The sequence below is a fragment of the Micromonospora sp. NPDC000442 genome (assembly GCF_042898635.1).
Lineage (GTDB): Bacteria > Actinomycetota > Actinomycetes > Mycobacteriales > Micromonosporaceae > Micromonospora.
Genome location: NZ_JBIAYZ010000022.1, coordinates 36,412 through 55,935 on the forward strand (window position 1 = coordinate 36,412; position 19,524 = coordinate 55,935).

Annotated in this window: 21 protein-coding genes; 13 read left to right on the forward strand and 8 right to left on the reverse strand. The window is 70.9% G+C overall.

The annotated features are described in order from the left end of the window. Positions 1 to 60: 60 nt before the first annotated feature. The 3 genes from ACFY2A_RS26140 to ACFY2A_RS26150 all read left to right on the forward strand — a co-directional run bounded on the left by ACFY2A_RS26140 (position 61) and on the right by ACFY2A_RS26150 (position 2,912). The gene (locus ACFY2A_RS26140) at positions 61 to 1,224 is read left to right on the forward strand and encodes a M50 family metallopeptidase (RefSeq protein WP_387175381.1); all 1,164 of its coding nucleotides are present in this window, start codon (positions 61 to 63) and stop codon (positions 1,222 to 1,224) included. 47 nt (positions 1,225 to 1,271) lie between these two features. Next, positions 1,272 to 2,243, forward strand: coding sequence for a tRNA (adenine-N1)-methyltransferase (locus ACFY2A_RS26145; RefSeq protein ID WP_387175460.1), 972 nt, complete (start codon positions 1,272 to 1,274; stop codon positions 2,241 to 2,243). A 96-nt stretch (positions 2,244 to 2,339) separates the two neighbouring features. Then, the gene (locus ACFY2A_RS26150; protein ID WP_363922154.1) at positions 2,340 to 2,912 is read left to right on the forward strand and encodes a hypothetical protein; all 573 of its coding nucleotides are present in this window, start codon (positions 2,340 to 2,342) and stop codon (positions 2,910 to 2,912) included. 28 nt (positions 2,913 to 2,940) lie between these two features. On the opposite strand, the gene ACFY2A_RS26155 is transcribed toward ACFY2A_RS26150, so the two are convergent. Next, positions 2,941 to 3,234 (reverse strand): ferredoxin, encoded by a 294-nt coding sequence (locus tag ACFY2A_RS26155; protein WP_093406155.1) that lies wholly within the window; start codon positions 3,232 to 3,234, stop codon positions 2,941 to 2,943. Between the two features lie 178 nt (positions 3,235 to 3,412). Between ACFY2A_RS26155 and arc the strand changes: the two genes are divergently transcribed. From arc to prcA, 6 genes are all read left to right on the forward strand, one after another. Further along, entirely contained in the window at positions 3,413 to 5,194 is a 1,782-nt protein-coding gene (gene arc, locus ACFY2A_RS26160) for a proteasome ATPase (RefSeq protein ID WP_363922156.1), read from the forward strand. Positions 5,195 to 5,384: 190 nt separating this feature from the next. After that, the gene (dop, locus tag ACFY2A_RS26165) at positions 5,385 to 6,902 is read left to right on the forward strand and encodes a depupylase/deamidase Dop (RefSeq protein WP_387175383.1); all 1,518 of its coding nucleotides are present in this window, start codon (positions 5,385 to 5,387) and stop codon (positions 6,900 to 6,902) included. A gap of 117 nt (positions 6,903 to 7,019) precedes the next feature. Beyond that, positions 7,020 to 7,235, forward strand: a complete 216-nt coding sequence (locus ACFY2A_RS26170; RefSeq protein ID WP_013734319.1) for a ubiquitin-like protein Pup — start codon at positions 7,020 to 7,022, stop codon at positions 7,233 to 7,235. A gap of 185 nt (positions 7,236 to 7,420) precedes the next feature. Beyond that, positions 7,421 to 7,942 carry an endonuclease VII domain-containing protein gene (locus tag ACFY2A_RS26175; protein WP_387175385.1) on the forward strand — a complete coding sequence of 174 codons (522 nt, stop codon included), beginning with the start codon at positions 7,421 to 7,423 and terminating at the stop codon, positions 7,940 to 7,942. Further along, positions 7,861 to 8,700: a proteasome subunit beta gene (gene prcB / locus ACFY2A_RS26180; RefSeq protein WP_387175386.1), complete on the forward strand. Its 840-nt coding sequence runs from the start codon at positions 7,861 to 7,863 to the stop codon at positions 8,698 to 8,700. The genes ACFY2A_RS26175 and prcB overlap by 82 nt, the downstream gene beginning before the upstream one ends. A gap of 64 nt (positions 8,701 to 8,764) precedes the next feature. Next, positions 8,765 to 9,598: a proteasome subunit alpha gene (gene prcA / locus ACFY2A_RS26185; protein ID WP_363922164.1), complete on the forward strand. Its 834-nt coding sequence runs from the start codon at positions 8,765 to 8,767 to the stop codon at positions 9,596 to 9,598. Between the two features lie 171 nt (positions 9,599 to 9,769). Here prcA and ACFY2A_RS26190 read toward each other — a convergent pair whose 3' ends face one another. From ACFY2A_RS26190 to rfbB, 6 genes are read right to left on the reverse strand one after another with little or no spacing between them, the layout of a single operon-like run. After that, on the reverse strand, positions 9,770 to 10,798 hold the full coding sequence (locus ACFY2A_RS26190) for a glycosyltransferase family 2 protein (RefSeq protein WP_387175388.1): 1,029 nt from the start codon (positions 10,796 to 10,798) through the stop codon (positions 9,770 to 9,772). Then, positions 10,795 to 12,099, reverse strand: a complete 1,305-nt coding sequence (locus ACFY2A_RS26195; protein WP_387175390.1) for a polysaccharide biosynthesis protein — start codon at positions 12,097 to 12,099, stop codon at positions 10,795 to 10,797. The genes ACFY2A_RS26190 and ACFY2A_RS26195 overlap by 4 nt, the downstream gene beginning before the upstream one ends. Then, a complete protein-coding gene (locus tag ACFY2A_RS26200) occupies positions 12,096 to 12,797 on the reverse strand; it encodes a glycosyltransferase family 2 protein (RefSeq protein ID WP_363922170.1) in 702 nt (233 codons plus the stop codon). The genes ACFY2A_RS26195 and ACFY2A_RS26200 overlap by 4 nt, the downstream gene beginning before the upstream one ends. Beyond that, positions 12,790 to 13,188 (reverse strand): DUF2304 domain-containing protein, encoded by a 399-nt coding sequence (locus tag ACFY2A_RS26205; RefSeq protein ID WP_363922172.1) that lies wholly within the window; start codon positions 13,186 to 13,188, stop codon positions 12,790 to 12,792. The genes ACFY2A_RS26200 and ACFY2A_RS26205 overlap by 8 nt, the downstream gene beginning before the upstream one ends. After that, positions 13,185 to 14,069, reverse strand: a complete 885-nt coding sequence (gene rfbD, locus ACFY2A_RS26210; protein WP_387175392.1) for a dTDP-4-dehydrorhamnose reductase — start codon at positions 14,067 to 14,069, stop codon at positions 13,185 to 13,187. The genes ACFY2A_RS26205 and rfbD overlap by 4 nt, the downstream gene beginning before the upstream one ends. Further along, the gene (gene rfbB, locus ACFY2A_RS26215) at positions 14,066 to 15,064 is read right to left on the reverse strand and encodes a dTDP-glucose 4,6-dehydratase (protein WP_387175394.1); all 999 of its coding nucleotides are present in this window, start codon (positions 15,062 to 15,064) and stop codon (positions 14,066 to 14,068) included. The genes rfbD and rfbB overlap by 4 nt, the downstream gene beginning before the upstream one ends. A gap of 85 nt (positions 15,065 to 15,149) precedes the next feature. Here rfbB and rfbA point away from each other — a divergent pair, with 85 nt between their 5' ends. From rfbA to ACFY2A_RS26235, 4 genes are read left to right on the forward strand one after another with little or no spacing between them, the layout of a single operon-like run. Beyond that, positions 15,150 to 16,061, forward strand: coding sequence for a glucose-1-phosphate thymidylyltransferase RfbA (gene rfbA, locus ACFY2A_RS26220; RefSeq protein ID WP_387175396.1), 912 nt, complete (start codon positions 15,150 to 15,152; stop codon positions 16,059 to 16,061). Then, a complete protein-coding gene (locus ACFY2A_RS26225; protein ID WP_387175398.1) occupies positions 16,058 to 16,675 on the forward strand; it encodes a dTDP-4-dehydrorhamnose 3,5-epimerase family protein in 618 nt (205 codons plus the stop codon). The genes rfbA and ACFY2A_RS26225 overlap by 4 nt, the downstream gene beginning before the upstream one ends. A 57-nt stretch (positions 16,676 to 16,732) precedes the next feature. Next, a complete protein-coding gene (pafA, locus tag ACFY2A_RS26230; protein WP_363922182.1) occupies positions 16,733 to 18,091 on the forward strand; it encodes a Pup--protein ligase in 1,359 nt (452 codons plus the stop codon). A gap of 53 nt (positions 18,092 to 18,144) precedes the next feature. Next, positions 18,145 to 18,330 carry a hypothetical protein gene (locus ACFY2A_RS26235; protein WP_363922184.1) on the forward strand — a complete coding sequence of 62 codons (186 nt, stop codon included), beginning with the start codon at positions 18,145 to 18,147 and terminating at the stop codon, positions 18,328 to 18,330. A gap of 50 nt (positions 18,331 to 18,380) precedes the next feature. Here the strand turns inward: ACFY2A_RS26235 and ACFY2A_RS26240 are convergent, their stop codons facing one another. Then, positions 18,381 to 19,493, reverse strand: coding sequence for a DUF3866 family protein (locus ACFY2A_RS26240; RefSeq protein WP_387175400.1), 1,113 nt, complete (start codon positions 19,491 to 19,493; stop codon positions 18,381 to 18,383). Positions 19,494 to 19,524 lie beyond the last annotated feature (31 nt).

Genomic DNA, 19,524 nt, shown 5'->3' on the forward strand with positions numbered 1-19,524 from the left:
TATGACAGGTCGACCGCCGCCGCTCCGGTACGTGATCTCCCGCCGCGTAGCATCAGCCCGATGGAACAGCGCAGGCGACCACGGGCCGGCCAGCGCCCCGGCATGCAGGTGGGCCGGATCCTCGGGGTGCCGCTGTACCTGAACGCCTCGATCCTGCTGCTCGCCCTCCTGATCACGGTCCTGTACGGCGAACTGGCCGGCCAACGGCTGCAACTGTCCCCGCTCGGCGGCTACCTCGTCGGCGCCGGGTTCGTCCTGGCGCTGCTCGGCTCGGTGCTGGCCCACGAACTCGGCCACGCCCTCACCGCCCGTCGCTTCGGCATCGGGGTGCGCGGCATCACCCTGGAACTGCTCGGCGGCTACACCGAGATGGACCGCGACGCACCCTCCCCGCGGGTGGATCTGATGGTGTCGCTGGCCGGGCCGGCCGTCTCCGCCGTGCTCGGCGCGGTCGCCGTCGCCGCGACGGTGGCCCTGCCCGACCGCACCGTGGCCGACCAACTCGCCTTCCAACTCGCGGCGAGCAACGTCATCGTCGCGCTGTTCAACATCCTGCCCGGGTTGCCGCTGGACGGCGGTCGGGCGTTGCGTGCGGTGGTCTGGGCGCTGACCCGGGACCGGCACCGGGCCACCGAGGTGGCCGGTTGGGCCGGACGGGTCCTCGCCGTCGGCACCGCGCTGCTGGTGGCGGCGCTCTACGCGATCGACGTCCTGAGCCTGCTGGCGCTGCCGCTGACGGCACTTGTCGCCCTGACCCTCTGGCACGGCGCCGGTCAGTCGATTCGGATGTCCCGGATCAGCCGGCGGCTGCCGCTTGTCGATCTGGCCACCCTGGCCCGTCCGGTGCACACCGTGCCCACCGGCACCCCGCTGGCCGAGGCGCAGCGCTGCGCCGCGCAGGCGTACCCGACCACCGAGCCGCAGCACCCCGCCGCGTTGTTGGTGACCGACTCCGCGGGCCGGCCGGTGGCCCTGGTCGACCCGGCGGCCGCCGCGGCGGTGCCGGAGGCCCGCCGACCCTGGCTGGCCGTGGACACGGTCGCCCGTACCCTCGCCGACCTGCCGGCCATCCCGGTCGACACGGACGGCGAACGGGTGCTGGAGACCGTGCAGACCCACCCGGGCGCACAGTACGTCGTGACGGCAGGCGAAGATGTCGTCGGCGTTCTGCACATCGCGGATCTGGCTCAACTGCTCGAACCTCACCGGAAGATGAACACGTGACCGTCACCCACTCCGCCCACCCGGCCAGCGACCTCCCCGAGGAGAAGGTGGAACCGCCCGCCGTGCGGCGTGGGCCGTTCCAGCCCGGTGACCGGGTGCAGCTGACCGACCCCAAGGGGCGGATGCACACGGTGACCCTGGAGCCGGGCAAGGAGTTCCACACCCACCGCGGCATCCTGGCGCACGACACGCTGATCGGCCTGCCCGACGGCAGCGTGGTGACCACCTCCGGCGGCGGCACGGCGTTCCTGGCACTGCGCCCACTGCTGTCGGACTACGTGCTCTCCATGCCCCGTGGCGCCCAGGTGATCTACCCCAAGGACGCCGCGCAGATCGTCGCCATGGGTGACATCTTCCCCGGCGCCAAGGTCCTCGAGGCCGGTGCCGGCTCCGGAGCGCTGAGCTGCTCGCTGCTGCGCGCGGTGGGCACCGCCGGGGAACTGCACTCCTACGAACTGCGCGACGACTTCGCCCAGATCGCCCGACGCAACGTCGAGTCGTTCTTCCAGGGCCCGCACCCGGCCTGGCACCTGCACGTCGGTGACGTCGCCGAGTGCACCGAGACCGGTTTCGACCGGATCATCCTCGACATGCTCACCCCCTGGGAGAACCTCGACATGGTCGAACGCGCGCTGCTGCCCGGCGGCGTGTTCATCGGCTACGTGGCCACCACCCCGCAGCTGTCCGAGCTGGTGGAGGCGCTGCGCGAGCGCGGCGGCTGGACCGAGCCACGGGCCTGGGAGTCACTGGTCCGGGACTGGCACGCCGAAGGGCTGGCGGTCCGCCCCGACCACCGGATGATCGCCCACACCGCGTTCCTCGTCTCCGCGCGTAAGCTCGCCCCCGGAGTCACCGCCCCGCCACGGCGTCGCAAGCCCAGCAAGGGCACCGAGGCGTACGCGCAACGCCGCCAGGCGCTACGCGAGGCGGAGGCGGCCCGGCAGGCGACCGTGGTGCCGCACGAGGCGCCGGCCGAGCAGATACGACCCGACGTGGCCCAGGAGACGGACAGGCCGTGACGGCGAAGGTGATCCGATGAGTGAGCGTCAGCGAGCGAATCATCAACTCGGCGCCTTTGTGCCTCATGTCGGCCCGCAGCGCAGCGGAGGGCCGGCATGAGCCGTCCCGGCTTCGGCGGTGGCGACCTGCCGGCGGTCTTTCCCGACTGGTCTCCGTACACCGACCTCGAATCGGCGGCGCGGGCCTACCTGCGCGACCCCGACGTCGCCCTGGAAGCGCTCGGCGGCGTCCTGCGCGGAGCGTCGGTGCTCGGCTTCACGCTGGAACGCTTCGTCAACGAGGTGAACGGCGTCTGGCAGGAGGTCGTCGTCTGCGACGGCAGCCGCCTGGTGCTCTGGCACGGCGAGGACGTGCCACCGGGGGAGGGGCCGCCGGGCTCGATGACCTCCTCGCTGCGGGTGGTGCCGGTCTCCTCGGTCACCGAGGTCGGCTGCCGACGTCGGCTGTTCCGTCACGACAACGGTGAGATCCGGGTCGACAGCATCGACGTCTACCTGCTGCTGACCTCGCTGGACGAGTCGCCGCCGAGCGAGGAGGCCGCCGGCGGGCCGCGCCACGACGCCCTGCGCTTCGGTAAGACCCTCGACGACGGCGGCGCCGGGCAGATCACCCGGTTGGAGGAGTTCGCCCGGTTGGTCGCCTCGGTGGTCGGCCGCCCGTTGCTGTAGCCGCCCGGGTGATCCCGGGATCAGCGGGTCAGTCCTCGGCCTCCGGGCCGGCGACCTCGACGCCGTCGCTGCCGCGTACGACGTGAATGCACTCGCCCGGGCACTCCTTCGCCGAGTCGATCACCTCGAGGCGCAGGTGCTCGGGCACGTCCACCCGGCCACCCGGTGCCTGCACCAGCTCACCGTCGGGACCCTTGACGTACGCCAACCCGTCGACGTCGAACTCGAAGACCTCCGGCGCGTACTGCACGCACAGCCCGTCGCCCGTGCACAGATCCTGGTCGACCCAGACCTGCAGCTGGTCGGTCGCGACCTCGGCCACCGGTGCACCCCCCATGTTCTCCCGTCCCACCCCTCGACGGTACCCGAATGCCCGTACCCGCCCGTCGACCCACCCTTGGCGATCAAGCTTCGGTGACGGGCGCGTTGCGGAGGACCGAATCGGGCTCATAGCGGCTAGTGTTAGGTCAGAACGTTCAAGCCCCCCGGGGAGGTGGGACGTGGCACGCAGCGACGACGCGGACTCGCGCGCCGCACGGTGGGAGAAGGAGGCCCACGATCTCTCCACGCAGGTCGCGTTCCTTCAAGAGGAACTCGCTCTGGTGCGGCGCAAGTTGACCGAGAGCCCCCGACACGTCCGGCAGCTCGAAGAGCGGCTGGCCGCCACCCAGGCGCAGTTGGCGCGGCTGACCGAGAACAACGAACGGCTCGTGAGCACCCTCAAGGAAGCTCGCGCGCAGATCGTGACGCTCAAGGAGGAGATCGACCGGCTCGCTCAACCCCCAAGTGGCTACGGCGTCTTCCTGGCCCGGCACGACGACGGCACGGTCGACGTCTTCACCGGCGGACGGAAACTACGCGTGGCCGTCTCGCCCTCGCTCGACGTCGGCGAGCTGCGGCGCGGCCAGGAAGTCCTGCTCAACGACGCGCTCAACATCGTCGACGCGTTCGGCTACGAGCGGGTCGGCGAGGTGGTCATGCTCAAGGAGATCCTCGCCGGTCCCGAAGGTGCCCCGGGTGACCGGGCCCTGGTGGTCTCGCACTCCGACGAGGAACGCATCGTCCACCTGGCCGAGACCCTGATCGGCAGTCCGATCCGGGCCGGCGACTCGCTCATGATCGAACCTCGCTCGGCCTACGCGTACGAGCGGATTCCGAAGAGCGAGGTCGAGGAACTCGTGCTGGAGGAGGTGCCGGACGTCGACTACACCGACATCGGCGGCCTGCACTCCCAGATCGAGCAGATCCGCGACGCGGTGGAGCTGCCGTTCCTGCACGCCGACCTGTTCCGCGAGCACCAGCTGCGCCCGCCGAAGGGCATCCTGCTCTACGGTCCGCCGGGCTGCGGCAAGACGCTTATCGCCAAGGCGGTCGCCAACTCCCTCGCCAAGAAGATCGCCGAGCGGCAGGGCAAGGAGAGGCACACCAGCTTCTTCCTCAACATCAAGGGCCCCGAGCTGCTCAACAAGTACGTCGGCGAGACCGAGCGGCACATCCGGCTGATCTTCCAGCGGGCCCGGGAAAAGGCCGGTGAAGGCACTCCGGTCATCGTCTTCTTCGACGAGATGGACTCGGTCTTCCGCACCCGCGGCTCCGGTGTCTCCTCCGACGTGGAGAACACCATCGTGCCGCAGCTGCTCAGCGAGATCGACGGTGTCGAAGGGCTGGAGAACGTCATCGTCATCGGTGCCTCCAACCGGGAAGACATGATCGACCCGGCGATCCTGCGTCCGGGACGACTCGACGTGAAAATCAAGATCGAGCGTCCGGACGCCGAGGCGGCCAAGGACATCTTCTCCAAGTACATCCTCCCCGGTCTGCCACTGCACGCCGACGACCTGGCCGAACACGGCAGTGACCCCCAGGCCACCGTCGCCGCCATGATCGACGCAGTGGTGCTGCGGATGTACTCGGAGACGGAGGAGAACCGCTTCCTGGAGGTCACCTACGCCAACGGTGACAAGGAAGTCCTGTACTTCAAGGACTTCAACTCCGGCGCGATGATCCAGAACATCGTCGACCGGGGCAAGAAGATGGCCATCAAGGAATTCCTCACCTCAGCTCGCAAGGGACTGCGCCTGCAGCACCTGCTCGACGCCTGCGTCGACGAGTTCCGCGAGAACGAGGACCTGCCCAACACCACAAACCCGGACGACTGGGCCCGCATCTCCGGCAAGAAGGGCGAGCGGATCGTCTACATCCGCACGCTCGTCTCCGGCGGCAAGGGCGCCGAGGCCGGACGCTCCATCGAGACCGCCAGCAACACCGGTCAGTACCTCTGACCGGTACGCGCCACCGGGGCCCGCGACGCCGTGCGTCGCGGGCCCCGTCGCATGCCCGGAACCCGCGTCGCGCAAGCCTCACCACCTCGGTCGGGGGCGGACCCGCCCCACCGCCACGCCCCCGGTTGGCGAAGTGGCGACTACGCTCGACATGACGGGGACCGGTCGGGCAAACGAAGCGGGTAGGTCGATGAGCGTTAGACGAATCATGGGCACCGAGGTCGAGTACGGCATCTCCGTGCCCGGCCAGGCCGGCGCCAACCCGATGGTCACCTCCTCCCAGGTGGTGAACGCCTACGGCGCCCGACCGGAACTGAACCGCGGTGGTCGGGCCCGCTGGGACTACGAGGAGGAGTCACCGCTGCGGGACGCCCGCGGCTTCACCTACTCCGGCGCGGCCTACGACCCGGCCGAGGCGCTCGCCGACGAGGACCTCGGCCTGGCCAACGTCATCCTGACCAACGGGGCACGGCTCTACGTCGACCACGCGCACCCGGAGTACTCCACCCCCGAGGTGACGAACCCCCGCGACGTGGTCCGCTGGGACAAGGCGGGAGAGCGGGTGATGGCGGAGGCGGCGCGACGGGCCGCCACGATCCCCGGCACGGCACCGATCCACCTCTACAAGAACAACACCGACAACAAGGGCGCCAGCTACGGCGCGCACGAGAACTACCTCATGCGCCGGCAGACGCCGTTCGCCGACATCGTGGCGTACCTGACGCCGTTCTTCGTGACCCGGCAGATCGTCTGCGGCGCCGGCCGCGTCGGCATCGGCCAGGACGGTGGCCAGAGCGGTTTCCAGATTTCCCAGCGGGCCGACTTCTTCGAGGTCGAGGTCGGCCTCGAGACCACGCTCAAGCGGCCGATCATCAACACCCGCGACGAACCGCACGCCGACGCGGACAAGTACCGCCGCCTGCACGTCATCATCGGAGACGCGAACCTCTCGGAAATTTCCACCTACCTCAAGGTGGGCACCACCGCGCTGATCCTCACGATGATCGAGGAGAAGGCCCTCGGCCCCGACCTCGGCATCGCCGACCCCGTCGGCGAGCTGCGCGCGGTCAGTCACGACCCGTCGCTGTCGCACCTGATGCGGCTACGCGACGGACGCCGGCTGACCGCGATGGACGTGCAGTGGGCCTACCTGGAACGGGTACGCGCGTTCGTCGACGACCGCTACGGCGACGACGTCGACGAGCAGACCGCCGACGTGCTGGACCGGTGGGAGAACGTGCTCGACCGGCTGGGCCGCGACGTGATGCTCTGCGCCGACGAACTGGACTGGGTGGCGAAGCTGCGGCTGCTGGAGGGCTACCGGGAGCGGGAGCAGCTCGGCTGGGGCTCGCACAAGCTGCAACTGGTCGACCTGCAGTATTCCGACGTACGCCCGGAGAAGGGCCTCTACCACCGGCTGGTCTCCCGCGGGTCGATGAAGACGCTGCTCAGCGACGAGGAGAGCCGTACGGCGATGACGGAGCCGCCCGAGGACACCCGCGCCTACTTCCGGGGCCGCTGCCTGGCCCAGTACGCCTCCGAAGTGGTCGCCGCCAGCTGGGACTCGGTGATCTTCGATGTCGGCCGGGAGTCGTTGGTGCGGGTGCCGATGATGGAGCCGGAGCGAGGCACCAGGCGGCACGTCGGAGAGTTGTTCGACCGTTGTGCCAGCGCCAAGGATCTGCTGGAGACCCTGACCGGCGGCTGACCCACCGGCCCACGTCACCAACTGTTCGTCCCCCGCGCGTCGGTACCGGCGCGCGGGGGACGTGTCGTCGCTCCCGCGAGGTAAGTTCATCGCAGGGAGATCGTGGAGGAGGCAACGATGGCCACTCGTGACAGCGGCGGTCAGTCGCAGTCGGGCAAGTCCCGTCAGGGCGAAGAGGTCGAGGACGTCACCGTCGAGGCGAACCCGGAGGTCGCCGAGCGGCACGCCGAGATCACCGAGGACGTCGACGACCTGCTTGACGAGATCGACTCCGTCCTCGAGGAGAACGCCGAGGAGTTCGTGAGGGGTTACGTACAAAAAGGAGGTCAGTGAACATATAGGGTAATTCGGACATGTCGGGTTTAGTGCATGACCGGCCTGGTCAACGCCGATGCCGTGACTGCGGAGAGTGGAAGCCGCTAGAGGAGTTCTGCTCGAACAGCAAGCGTCCCAGCGGTCGCGGCAGCTACTGCAAGCCTTGCTTCAATGCCAGGTCAAAGGTCAGCTATGCCAAACGAGTGAAGCTCCAGCATGGCCGAGAGGTGAAGCCAGCTCGAGAGGTGGCCGAGGGGCACCGCTATTGCGCGGACTGTGGCAGTGTCAAACCGTTGATCGACTTTCCGCGTAACCGTGCAGACAGTTCGGGCTACGCCACCTACTGCAAGCCCTGCCACAACACCCGCACCCGTGAGACCAAACAGCGGCTGTACGGCGGCAATCGCGAGTATCACCTGCGGCGGCGGTACGGCATCGGGCAGCGGGAGTTCGACGAGCTGCTGGCCGAGCAGGGCGGCCTCTGCGCGGTCTGCGGTGACCCCGATCCGGAACATGTGGACCACGATCATCGCACCGGGTGGGTGCGCGGGATACTCTGCTTCAACTGCAACGGTGGTCTTGGCCAGTTCCGTGACAGTCCGACGAGGCTGGCCAGGGCCATCACGTACCTGAGAGGAACCACGTGGCAGCGGGTTTTGATCCATCCGGGCGTCTTCCAGATGTGTTCACCAACGCGGGGACGTCCTCCTTCACGGCATTCCTGAGCAAGGTGGCCCCCGAGATGCTGCCGGGCCGTCGGGCGCTGCCCCCGGGCATGGCCGCCGATCTGGCCCCGCACGCCACCACGATCGTGGCCATCGCCGCGGCCGGCGGTGTCGTGATGGCCGGTGACCGGCGGGCCACCATGGGCAACCTGATCGCCCAGCGGGACATCGAGAAGGTGCACCCCGCCGACGCGTACTCGCTGGTGGGCATCGCCGGCGCCGCCGGCATCGGCATCGAGCTGATGCGGCTGTTCCAGGTGGAGCTGGAGCACTACGAGAAGATCGAGGGCGCGATGCTCTCGCTCGACGGCAAGGCGAACCGGCTCGCCTCGATGATCCGCGGCAATCTGGGTGCGGCGATGCAGGGGCTGGCGGTGATTCCGCTCTTCGCCGGGTTCGACCTGGCGGCCAGTGATCCGGTGCGGGCCGGGCGGATCTTCAGTTTCGACGTCACCGGCGGCCCGTACGAGGAGACTGGCTACGACGCCATCGGCTCGGGTTCGCTGTTCGCCAAGTCGGCGTTGAAGAAGCGCTTCCGGACCGGGCTGTCCGTCGACGACGCGGTGCGGTTGGCGGTGGAGGCGCTCTACGACGCCGCCGACGACGACACCGCGACCGGCGGGCCCGACCTGACGCGACGGATCTACCCGGTGGTGATGACCGCGACGGCGGAGGGTACGCACCGGCTGACCGACGCGGAAACCTCGGCGATCGCGGAGAGCGTCGTCGCCGGTCGGATGGAGAATCCGGGCGGCTGAGCCAACCGCCCGCCCGCAGCTGATCCCGTTACCCCCGAGTACCGCCCGAAGGAGAGCCGCCGCCGTGGCCATGCAGTTCTACGCCTCGCCCGAGCAGATCATGCGCGACCGTTCCGAGTTGGCCCGCAAGGGCATCGCTCGGGGCCGCAGCGCGGTGGTCGTCAGCTTCGCCGGCGGGGTGCTCTTCGTTGCCGAGAATCTCTCCAGCACCTTGCACAAGGTCAGCGAGATCTACGACCGGATCGGTTTCGCCGCCGTGGGGCGGTACAACGAGTTCGAGAACCTGCGCCGGGCGGGTGTGCGGATGGCCGACCTGAACGGTCTGAGCTACGACCGCCGTGACGTGACCGGTCTGGCGTTGGCCAACTCGTACGCGCAGATTCTCGGCGCCATCTTCACCGAGCAGTCGAAGCCGTTCGAGGTGGAGATCTGCGTGGCGGAGGTGGGTGCCACGCCGGCGGAGGACTCGCTGTACCGGTGCACCTATGACGGTTCGGTGACCGACGAGCCGGGCTGGATGGCGATGGGCGGTCAGGCCGAGTCGATCTCCGGGGTGCTGAAGTCGAACCACCGGCCGGACATGTCGCTCGGCGACGCGGTGAGGGTGGCGGTGCAGGCGCTGGGCAGTGTCGGCGGCGAGGGCGGTGCTGCCCGTACGATCGCCGGCGACCAGTTGGAGGTCGCGATCCTGGACCGCAACCGGGTGGGTCGTACCTTCCGACGGATCACCGGGGCCGCGTTGACCGGGTTGCTGGATGGCGGCGCGGCCGGCGAGTCAGCGGCGGAGGGCGACCGGGCACAGACCCCGAGCACGCCGACCGAGGAGGGGCACAAGCCGCCCACCTCGGCCGGCTCCGCCGACCTGGAGGACAAGCCGGGCGACAAGTCCGACACCTGAGTTCCGCCCCGGCCCCGGGCCGGGCAGTGGCGGCGCCCGAACGGTTTCGACCGGTCGGGCGTCGCGTCGTTCGGGAGCGGATGCTGCCGGGCCGGTTGGTCGGGGTGTCCCGGGACGCGGCCGGCTCGCGGCTGTCGCCGGGCGGCCAAGGGTGTGCGGGTTCGGGGTGGGTCAGTGGCGGGCGAGCAGCGGCCGGGCCAGTGCCCACCACGCCGCGGCGACCGCGTTGAAGACGCCCATGCCGGGTGGGGCCGCCACGTTCGACGGGGCGACGCGGGCGGTCATCAGGTCGGCGAGAGTGCCGTCGCCGACGGTGCGCTCGGCCTGTAGGCGGCGTCGGCGGGCGCGTATCCAACCCCGGTGACGCCACAGCCATGCCCAGCCGCGGGTCTTCTGGCGTCCCCAGCCACCCGCCAGCGCGGCGGCGAGCATGGCCGCCTCGGTGAGCAGCAGCATCGGTGCCAGCAGTGCCAGGGTCCGGCCCTGGTACGCGGTGAGCAGGGTGAGCAGGCGGTTGCGTTCGACCAGGTAGAGCTTGAGGTCGTTGCGGGAGAACTCGTAGTGGTGCAGGACCACGGCGTCGGGCACGTACTCCAGCCGTAGGCCGCGTTGCCACAGCCGCAGGCTGAGTTCGGTGTCCTCGTGGTAGGCGAAGTACTCGTCGGGGAAGCCGTCGAGTTCCGCCCAGCGGTGGCGGCTGATGACGAAGCAGCAGCCGCTCAGCGAGGGCACTACGGTGCGCCTCGCGTGGGCGGTGGCCGGCTCGCCGTTGCCGCCGGCCCAGGACAGGCCGGTGAAGTGCAGCGGGTTACCCGAGGTGTTGATCAGGTCGGGGTCGTGGGCGAGCCGGATGGAGGCCATGGCGGCGCCGACGCCCGGCTCGGCGGCCACCGCGACGACCTTGGCGAGGGCGTCGGGGGCCACGATGGCGTCGGAGTTGACGAAGGCCAGCCAGTCGCCGGTCGCCTCGGCGGCACCGACGTTGCAGCCGCCGGAGTAGCCGGTGTTCGCCTCAGGCCGGATCACCTGCACGCCGGGCAGGCCCTTGACCACGTCGATGCCGTCGCCGGTGCAGCCGTTGTCGACCACGACCAGTTCGAGGTCGACGCCGGTGCTGGCCAGGACGGCCCGCGCGGCGTCGACCAGCCAGGGTTCGGCACCGTAGGCGAGCATCACGGCGGTGACGCGGGGCGGTCTCATGGCGTACCTCCGCTGGTGGTGGCCGGCATCGGCGTCGCGACCGGTGGTGCGGGCGGGGCCGCCCGGTGGCGGCGCAGCAGGGTGACCATGACGACGGCGGCCACCACGGAACCGACGGTGTAGCCGAGTTCGACGCGCAGCGCGACGGGCAGCGGGGGCAGGGTCGCGACGGCCAGCGCGGCGACGCCGATGGTCCAGGCGAGAGCCTGGGCGTGGTGCCGGTCGCGGGCCAGCAGTGCCTGACCGAGCACCATCGCCCACAGGTACGCCAGGGTGGCCGCCGAGAGCCAGGCGAAGTCGCCGTGGCCGAGGACGTCGGGGGTGTCGAAGAGGGCCCGGACGAGCGTTGGGCCGAGCAGGGCGGCGAGGATGCCGCCGAGGGCCCCGAGGGCGGTGACGACGGCCAGGGAGCGGTGTAGCAGGGCGCGGAAGGCCGGTTCGTCGCCGGTGGCGGCGGCGGTGGACAGGCCGGGTAGCAGCGCGGCCTGCATCGAGCCGAAGACGAACAGTGGTATGCGGACCAGCACCAGCGCGGAGAGCAGCGCGCCGGCGGTGGCGACGTCGGTCGGGTCGAGCAGCCGGACGTTGATCACGCCGACGTTGACGACCACCTGGGCGAGCAGGCTGGAGACGGTGAGCAGCGCGAGTCCGCGCAGCAGTGGCGGCCAGGGGACCGCCGGTCCGCGCCCGATCGTCCGGGCGACCGGTGCGACGGTCAGTGCGACGGCGGCCAGCGGGGCCGCGACCAGGACCAGCGCGTAGGCGACGGGTGAGTCCACGCCGGTGACGGCGAGGATGGCGACCAGGCCGATGCGCAGTCCGCCGTCGAGGCCGAGTTGGGTGCCGTACCAGCCGAAGCGGCGCAGGCCGGAGAGCACACCCCGGCTGGTGTGCGCCACGGCCAGTGCGGCCAGTGCGCCACCGAGGGCGGGCACCATCGCGGGGTCGCCGTCGAAGAGCCGGTCGGTGAGGAGGTCGGCGCCGCCGATGGTGAGCACCAGGAGGAGGCCGAGCACGGCGGCGGCGACGGCGGCACCGCGGGTCAGTACCGGCCCGGGCGGCAGCCCACGGGTGTGCCGGGCCGCGACGAGGCGGGCGACTTCCTGCTCGACGGGGAAGAACACGCCGATGCCGAGGGTGAACACGACGGACCAGAGCACCGACAGTGAGGAGTAGTCGGCGGCGTCGAGGTTGTGCCCGGCCACGGCGAGGTGGACGTACGAGGCCAGTCCGACCACGGCGAGTCCGATGCCGACGCCGACGGTTCCGGGTGGGACGAGGCGGAGCAGGCGGCGTATCACCGGCGGATGAGGGCGAGGGTGAGGACGGCCAGGGCCCGGCCGAGGTAGATCATCGCCCGGGTGGGGGAGTGGCTGGGGCTGCCGGCCATCCGGCGGCGCATGGCGACCGGGACCTGCTGGATCCGGTAGCCGCGGCGGGCGGCGTGCACCAGCGTCTCGACGGTGTCGCCGAGGTACTCGACGGGGTACCAGTGGGCGAACATTTCGATCATCCGTCGGTTGGCGGCTCGGAAGCCGCTTGTGGTGTCGGTCAGGGTGGTGCCGGCCAGGCCGGACAGCACCAGCGACAGCATGCCCATGGCCCAGCGGCGGGGGCCGCGTACGGTGTAGTCGCCCTCGCCGGCGAAGCGGGCCCCGATGACCAGGTCGTAGTCGTCGAGGAGGTCGACCAGCTTCGGCACGTACCGGGGGTCGTGCTGCCCGTCGGCGTCGACCTGCACCGCGGCGTCGTAGTCGTGGTCGCGGGCGTAGCGGTAGCCGAGCCGCATGGCGCCACCGACGCCGAGGTTGTAGGGCAGCCGGGCGACGCGGGCACCGGCGGCGGTGGCGACGGCGGCGGTGTGGTCGGTGGAGCCGTCGTCGACGACGAGCACGTCCGCTGCGGGCAGTTCGCCGCGGATCTCGCCGACGATGTCGCCGATGGAGGCGGCCTCGTTGAGCGCCGGAATGATGATGAGCAGTCGTTTGCCGTCAACCATCGCGGGAGACCATTTCCGTCCGGTCCAGGCGTCGGGTCCACTCCGCCCGTTCCACCCGTTCGGCTTCGACCTCGGCGCGGAGCAGGGCGAACTCCTCGGCGAGGGTGCGGGTCTCCTCCTCCAGCGCGCTGACCTCCCAGCTGAGGTGGATGCAGACCAGCAGGAGGAAGACGACGCCGAGGAAGAGCACCAGGCTGACTCCGGAGGCGACTCCGAGCAGGTCCGCGACGCCGTCGAGCAGCCGGGGGAACAGCGACAGCGGGATCACCACGAACAGCAGGCCGAGCCAGAGCATGCCGTACTTCTCGCGCAGTTGGCGGCGGCGCAGCAGCTCGACGATCGTGGCCAGCAGGAGCAGGCCGGTCAGCCCGGTGACCAGGGTGAGCTTCATGCGACCTTCCGCGGGGAGGGTGGGGCGGCCGGGGCGAACGCGTCGACCAGGGTGGCGTGCCAGTCCGGCAGGGGCGGCAGCCCGGCCTCGGCCCACCGGCCGTGCGCCAGCACACTGTACGTCGGTCTGGGGGCGGGTCGCACGAACCGGGCGCTGGTGGTGGGCCGGATCCGGTCCGGGTCGAGGCCGTGTCGGGCGAACACCGCGCGGGCCAGTCCGTACCAGGTGGTCTCGCCGGCGCAGGTGCCGTGGTAGATCCCGGGTGCGGCGCGTCCGGTGTGGGCGGCCTCGGCGAGCATCACCAGGTGGCGGGCCAGCGCGTGGGACCAGGTCGGCTGGCCGTGCTGGTCGTCGACGACGTCGAGGGTGTCGCGCCGGTCGGCCAGGTCGAGCATGGTGGCGACGAAGTTGCGGCCGTGGGCGCCGTAGAGCCAGGCGGTACGCACCACGTATCCGGTGTCGGGCAGCAGCCGGGCCACGGCCTGTTCCCCGATGAGCTTGCCGCGACCGTACGCGTTGAGCGGGGCGGTCGGCGCGTCCTCGGGGTAGGGGGTGGTGGCGGTGCCGTCGAAGACGTAGTCGGTGGACAGGTGCAGCAGGCGGGCGCCGTGCGCGGCGCACGCGGTGGCGAGGTGGACGACGGCGTCGCCGTTGACGGTGGTGGCCGCCGACTCGTGCGCCTCGGCACCGTCGACGTCGGTCCAGGCGGCGGTGTTGACCACCACGTCGTGCCCGTCGACGGCGGCGTGCACGGCGGCGCTGTCGGTGATGTCCAGTTCGGTGCGGGTGACCGCGGTGAGACGGTGTTCCGGCCGGGCGGCGAGGACGTCGACCAGGTCGCGTCCGAGCATCCCGCCGGCGCCGGTCACCAGGAACCTCACGCCCTGGCGGCTTTCAGTGGTTCCCACCAGGCTCGGTTGTCCCGGTACCAGCCGACGGTCTCGGCGAGACCGGTGTCCAGGGTGATGCTGGGGGCGTACCCGAGCTCGTTGCCGATCTTGGTGATGTCGAGGGAGTAGCGGCGGTCGTGTCCCTTGCGGTCGGCGACGGGTGTCACGCGGTCCCAGCCGGCGCCGCAGGCGTCGAGGAGCCGGGCGGTCAGTTCCTTGTTTGTCAGTTCGGTGCCGCCGCCGATGTGGTAGACCTCGCCGGCGCGACCCTTGTCCTGGACGAGGGCGATGCCGCGGCAGTGGTCGTGCACGTGCAGCCAGTCGCGTACGTTGCCGCCGTCGCCGTAGAGCGGGACGCGATGTCCGTCGAGGAGGTTGGTGACGAACAGCGGGACGACCTTCTCCGGGTACTGGTAGGGCCCGTAGTTGTTGGAGCAGCGGGTCACCACCACGTCGAGACCGTGGGTGCGGTGGTAGGCCAGGGCGAGCAGGTCGGCGCCGGCCTTCGACGCCGAGTAGGGGGAGTTGGGGGCCAGCGGCCAGTCCTCGGTCCAGGAGCCGTCGGCGATGGAGCCGTAGACCTCGTCGGTGGAGACGTGCACGAACCGGGCGACGCCGTGGCGCAGCGCGGCGTCGAGCAGGTTCTGGGTACCGAGGACGTTTGTGGTGACGAAGGGTGCGGCGCCGGCGATCGAGCGGTCGACATGGGACTCGGCGGCGAAGTGCACGACGACGTCGTGCCCCGCGACGGCCCGGTCGACGACGTCGGGGTCACGGATGTCGCCCGGCACGAAGCGCAGCCGGGGGTCGTCGGCCACCGGCGCGAGGTTGGCCCGGTTGCCGGAGTAGGTGAGCGCGTCGAGCACGGTGACCTGGGCCGGTTCCAACGCCGGCACGCCCGCCGCGCTGCCACCGGGAACGCCGAGCAGCGTCCGGACGTATTCCGAACCGATGAAGCCGGCGCCGCCGGTGACCAGGATCCTCACGGGTCCGAAAGTCTACGCGAAACGGCCACATCGGCGGCGCAGGCGAGGCGCGGCTGCCCGTCCGATTGCCGGTAGGCTGCCCCGGATGCGTGGAATCCTGCTCGCCGGTGGCACCGGGTCCCGGCTGTGGCCGATCACCCGGGCGGTGTCGAAACAGCTGATGCCGGTCTTCGACAAGCCGATGATCTACTACCCCCTCTCCACGCTGGTGATGGCCGGGATACACGAGATCCTGGTGATCACCACGCCGGAGGAGCAGGGCCAGTTCCAGCGGCTGCTCGGCGACGGTGGTCAGTTCGGGCTCCGGTTGGCGTACGTCGCCCAGCCCCGCCCGGAGGGCATCGCGCAGGCGTTCGTGCTCGGCGCGGACTTCATCGGCGACGCGTCGGTGGCGCTGATCCTCGGCGACAACATCTTCCACGGGGTGGGCCTGGGCCGGCAGTTGGCCGCGGCGGGCGAGCCGGTGGGTGGCCGGATCTTCGCCTACCCGGTGGCCAATCCGCAGGCGTACGGCGTGGTGCACTTCGACGCCGCCGGTCGGGTGCTGTCGATCGAGGAGAAGCCGCAGCGCCCGACGTCCCGGTACGCGGTGCCCGGCCTGTACTTCTACGACAACCGGGTGGTGGAGATCGCCCGGGGACTCACGCCCAGCGCCCGGGGCGAGTTGGAGATCACGGCGGTGAACGAGACGTATCGGCGGTGGGGTGAGCTGTCGGTCACCGTGCTGGACCGGGGGACCGCCTGGCTGGACACCGGCACCTTCACCTCGCTGATGCAGGCCGCCGAGTTCGTCCGGGTGATCGAGGAACGGCAGGGCATGAAGATCGGCTGTGTCGAGGAGGCCGCCTGGCGGGCCGGGTTGATCGACGACGCGCAGTTGCGTGCCCTGGCCGAGCCGTTGACCAGGAGCGGCTACGGCGACTATCTGCTCGATCTGCTCGCCGGTGGGCGGCAGGAGCCGACCGGTGAGTTCCGCGGGGTGGGGGCGACCCGATGAAGCTGCGGCCGTTGGGCGTCGAGGGCGCCTGGGAGATCACCCCGCAGCAGCACGGCGACCCGCGCGGGCTGTTCCTGGAGTGGTACCGCTTCGACCGGCTGGGCGAGGCGGTCGGGCATCCGCTGCGGCTGGCGCAGGGCAACCTGTCCATCTCGGCCCGGGACGTGGTGCGCGGTATCCACTTCGCCGACGTGCCGCCGGGGCAGGCGAAGTACGTCACCTGTGTGCGGGGGGCGGTGCTCGACGTGATCGTCGATCTGCGGGTCGGCTCACCCACCTTCGGCCGGTGGGAGGGGGTGCGGCTGGACGACGTGGAGCGACGCGCGGTCTATCTGGCCGAGGGGCTCGGCCACGGCTTCTGCGCGTTGACCGACGACGCCACCCTGACCTACCTCTGCTCGACCACCTACAACCCGTCGGCCGAGCACACGGTGCACCCGCTGGACGAGGAACTGGGCATCGACTGGCCGACCACCGCGGCGCGGCTGTCCGCCCGCGACGCCGCCGCGCCGACCCTGGCGCAGGCCCGGGCGGCCGGGCTGCTGCCGGCGTACGAGACGTGCCGTCGGCATGTCGCGACTCTCGCCGCCACGGCAGGTTCCACCGACGGCTGAGGCCGGCACGTGCCCCGACAGTGACGAACAGGGCCTCCGTACGGCTAATGTCTCATCATGGAACGGCGAATCTTCGGTCTGGAGACCGAGTACGGCGTCACCTGTACCTACCGCGGACAGCGGCGGCTGTCCCCTGACGAGGTGGCCCGGTACCTCTTCCGCCGGGTCGTGTCCTGGGGCCGGTCGAGCAACGTTTTCCTGCGCAACGGCGCACGGCTCTACCTGGATGTCGGCTCACACCCCGAGTACGCCACCCCGGAGTGCGACTCGGTGGTCGACCTGGTCGCTCACGACCGGGCCGGTGAGCGGATCCTGGAGGGTCTGCTCATCGACGCGGAGAAGCGGCTGCACGACGAGGGCATCGCCGGTGAGATCTACCTGTTCAAGAACAACACCGACTCGGCCGGCAACTCGTACGGCTGCCACGAGAACTACCTGGTGTCCCGGCACGGTGAGTTCGGTCGGCTCGCCGACGTACTGATTCCGTTCCTGGTCACCCGGCAACTCATCTGCGGTGCCGGCAAGGTGTTGCAGACGCCGCGCGGTGCGGTCTACTGCCTGTCCCAGCGGGCCGAGCACATCTGGGAGGGCGTGTCCTCGGCGACCACCCGCAGCCGTCCGATCATCAACACCCGGGACGAGCCGCACGCCGACGCGGAACGCTACCGCCGGCTGCACGTAATCGTCGGCGACTCCAACATGAACGAGGTCACCACGCTGCTGAAGGTCGGCACCGCCGACATCGTGCTGCGGATGATCGAGGGCGGCGTGGTGATGCGCGACCTCACTCTGGAGAACCCGATCCGGGCGATCCGGGAGGTGTCGCACGACATCACCGGCCGGCGGAAGGTGCGGCTGGCCTCGGGCAAGGAGATCAGCGCCCTGGAGATCCAGCAGGAGTACCTCGCCAAGGCCACCGAGTTCGTCGAGCGCCGTGGCGGCGACCAGACCGCCAAGCGGGTGGTCGAGCTGTGGGGCCGGGTGTTGCGGGCGGTGGAGACCGGTAACCTGGACCCGGTCTCCCGGGAGATCGACTGGGTGACGAAGCTGCGCCTGATCGAGCGTTACCAGCGCAAGCACGACCTGCCGCTGTCGCATCCCCGGGTGGCGCAGATGGATCTGGCCTACCACGACCTGCGCCGGGGCCGGGGCCTCTACGCGCTGCTGGAGCGGCGCGGCGACGTCGACCGGGTGGCCACCGATCCGGAGATCTTCGAGGCGAAGGAGACCCCGCCGCAGACCACCCGGGCCCGGCTGCGCGGTGAGTTCATCCGGCACGCCCAGGAGAAGCGGCGGGACTTCACCGTCGACTGGGTGCACCTGAAGCTCAACGACCAGGCGCAGCGGACCGTGCTCTGCAAGGACCCGTTCCGGGCGTACGACGAGCGGGTGGAACGGCTGATCGCCAGCATGTGACGGGCCGACCGGGGCCGTGCCGACCGGCCGGCCCCGGGTAGGCTGGTGCGGTCATGATTCCACCGGAACCTCCCACCCCCGGCGCTCAGCGGCAGGGCTGGCTCGAACGCCGCCGCGACAAGATCCGCGCCGAGATCGAGCGTAACCGCCGCGGCGAGTACACCGTGCCCACCTGGGTGCTGGCCCTCGCCCTGGCGCTGATCGTGGGCGCCTGGGCAGCGCTGATCATCTTCGCCTGAGCTGCCAGGATGGGCCCCTTGGCAACGCCGGCGGCAGAGCAGGGGCCGAGTCAACGCTCGGCCGACGCCGGTGGCGTCTGCGCCGCCAGGCGGGCGGCGTGCCGGCCGGCTGCGGCGGCGGCCAGGAAGTAGGCGTGGTCGGCGTCCAGCCCGCGCCCCATCGTCGACAGGGGCACCGGGCTGCGTCGTAGCGCCGTGTCCAGCCCGGTGGTGTCCACCCGCACCAGGGTGTGCCGATCGGCGAGCGGTTTCAGCGCGGCGTCGACCTCGGCGGCCAGCATCGGCTCCAGGTCCGCCGGCAGCACCAGTTCCGCACGGGCCAGCGCCACCCGGCCGTACGCGGTGAGGCTGTGGTGCGACACGCCACGGTGCCGGGGTCGCGGGTCGGCGGCGGAGATGCGCAGTGAGCCGACCGGGCGTCCGCCGAGGGTGGCGACGGCGTTGACCGCCTCGCCGACGGCCACCCCGGAGAATCCCCAGCGGGTGCCGGTGCCGAGATTGCCCGGGCCCTGCGCCACCACCGCGACGTCGGCACCGAGCACGTGCCGGGCGGCGAGCAGCCCGCTGTGCAGCGTCGAGGCTTCCAGGTCGCCGCCGAACGCCTGCCCGACGCTTACCGTGCCGACCAGTTCGTCCCGCAGCCCGGCGAGGGTGCGGGAGAACCAGGCGGGCAGCGCCCCGCCGTCGGTGAGCAGGTACGCCACCCGTGCCCCGGGCGCGTCGGCGCGGACCCCGGCCAGGATCGCCGGCAGCGCGGAGTGCAGGTCGGCGGTGACCACCGGCAGACCGGCCAGGTCGTCGGCGGCGGCCAGCGCCTCCCGGTGCGGTGACGCCTCCTCGTCGACGCCGAGCAGGATCGGCTGCAACGGGGTGTAGCGGGCCTTGACCAGATGACCAGCGTCGCGGGAGTCGAGGGCCTGCGGCGGGTCCGGCGGCAGCCGCTCCGGCAGCGCCACGACCAGGGCGTACCCGCCGGTACCCAGGCCCATCAGCAGCGCACCGGCGTTGAGCAGCACCCGATCGCCCGGCTCCGGCTCACCCACCAGCGCCGGATAGGCAAGCGCCCGCATCGCGCCGCCGTCGTCCACCTGGACGTCCAGCTCCACCGCCCCGGCCCACCGCCGACGCACCCCCACCACCGCACCTGCCCGCCACCGCACCACCCCCGCACGCTAACCCCCACCCCGCCCCACC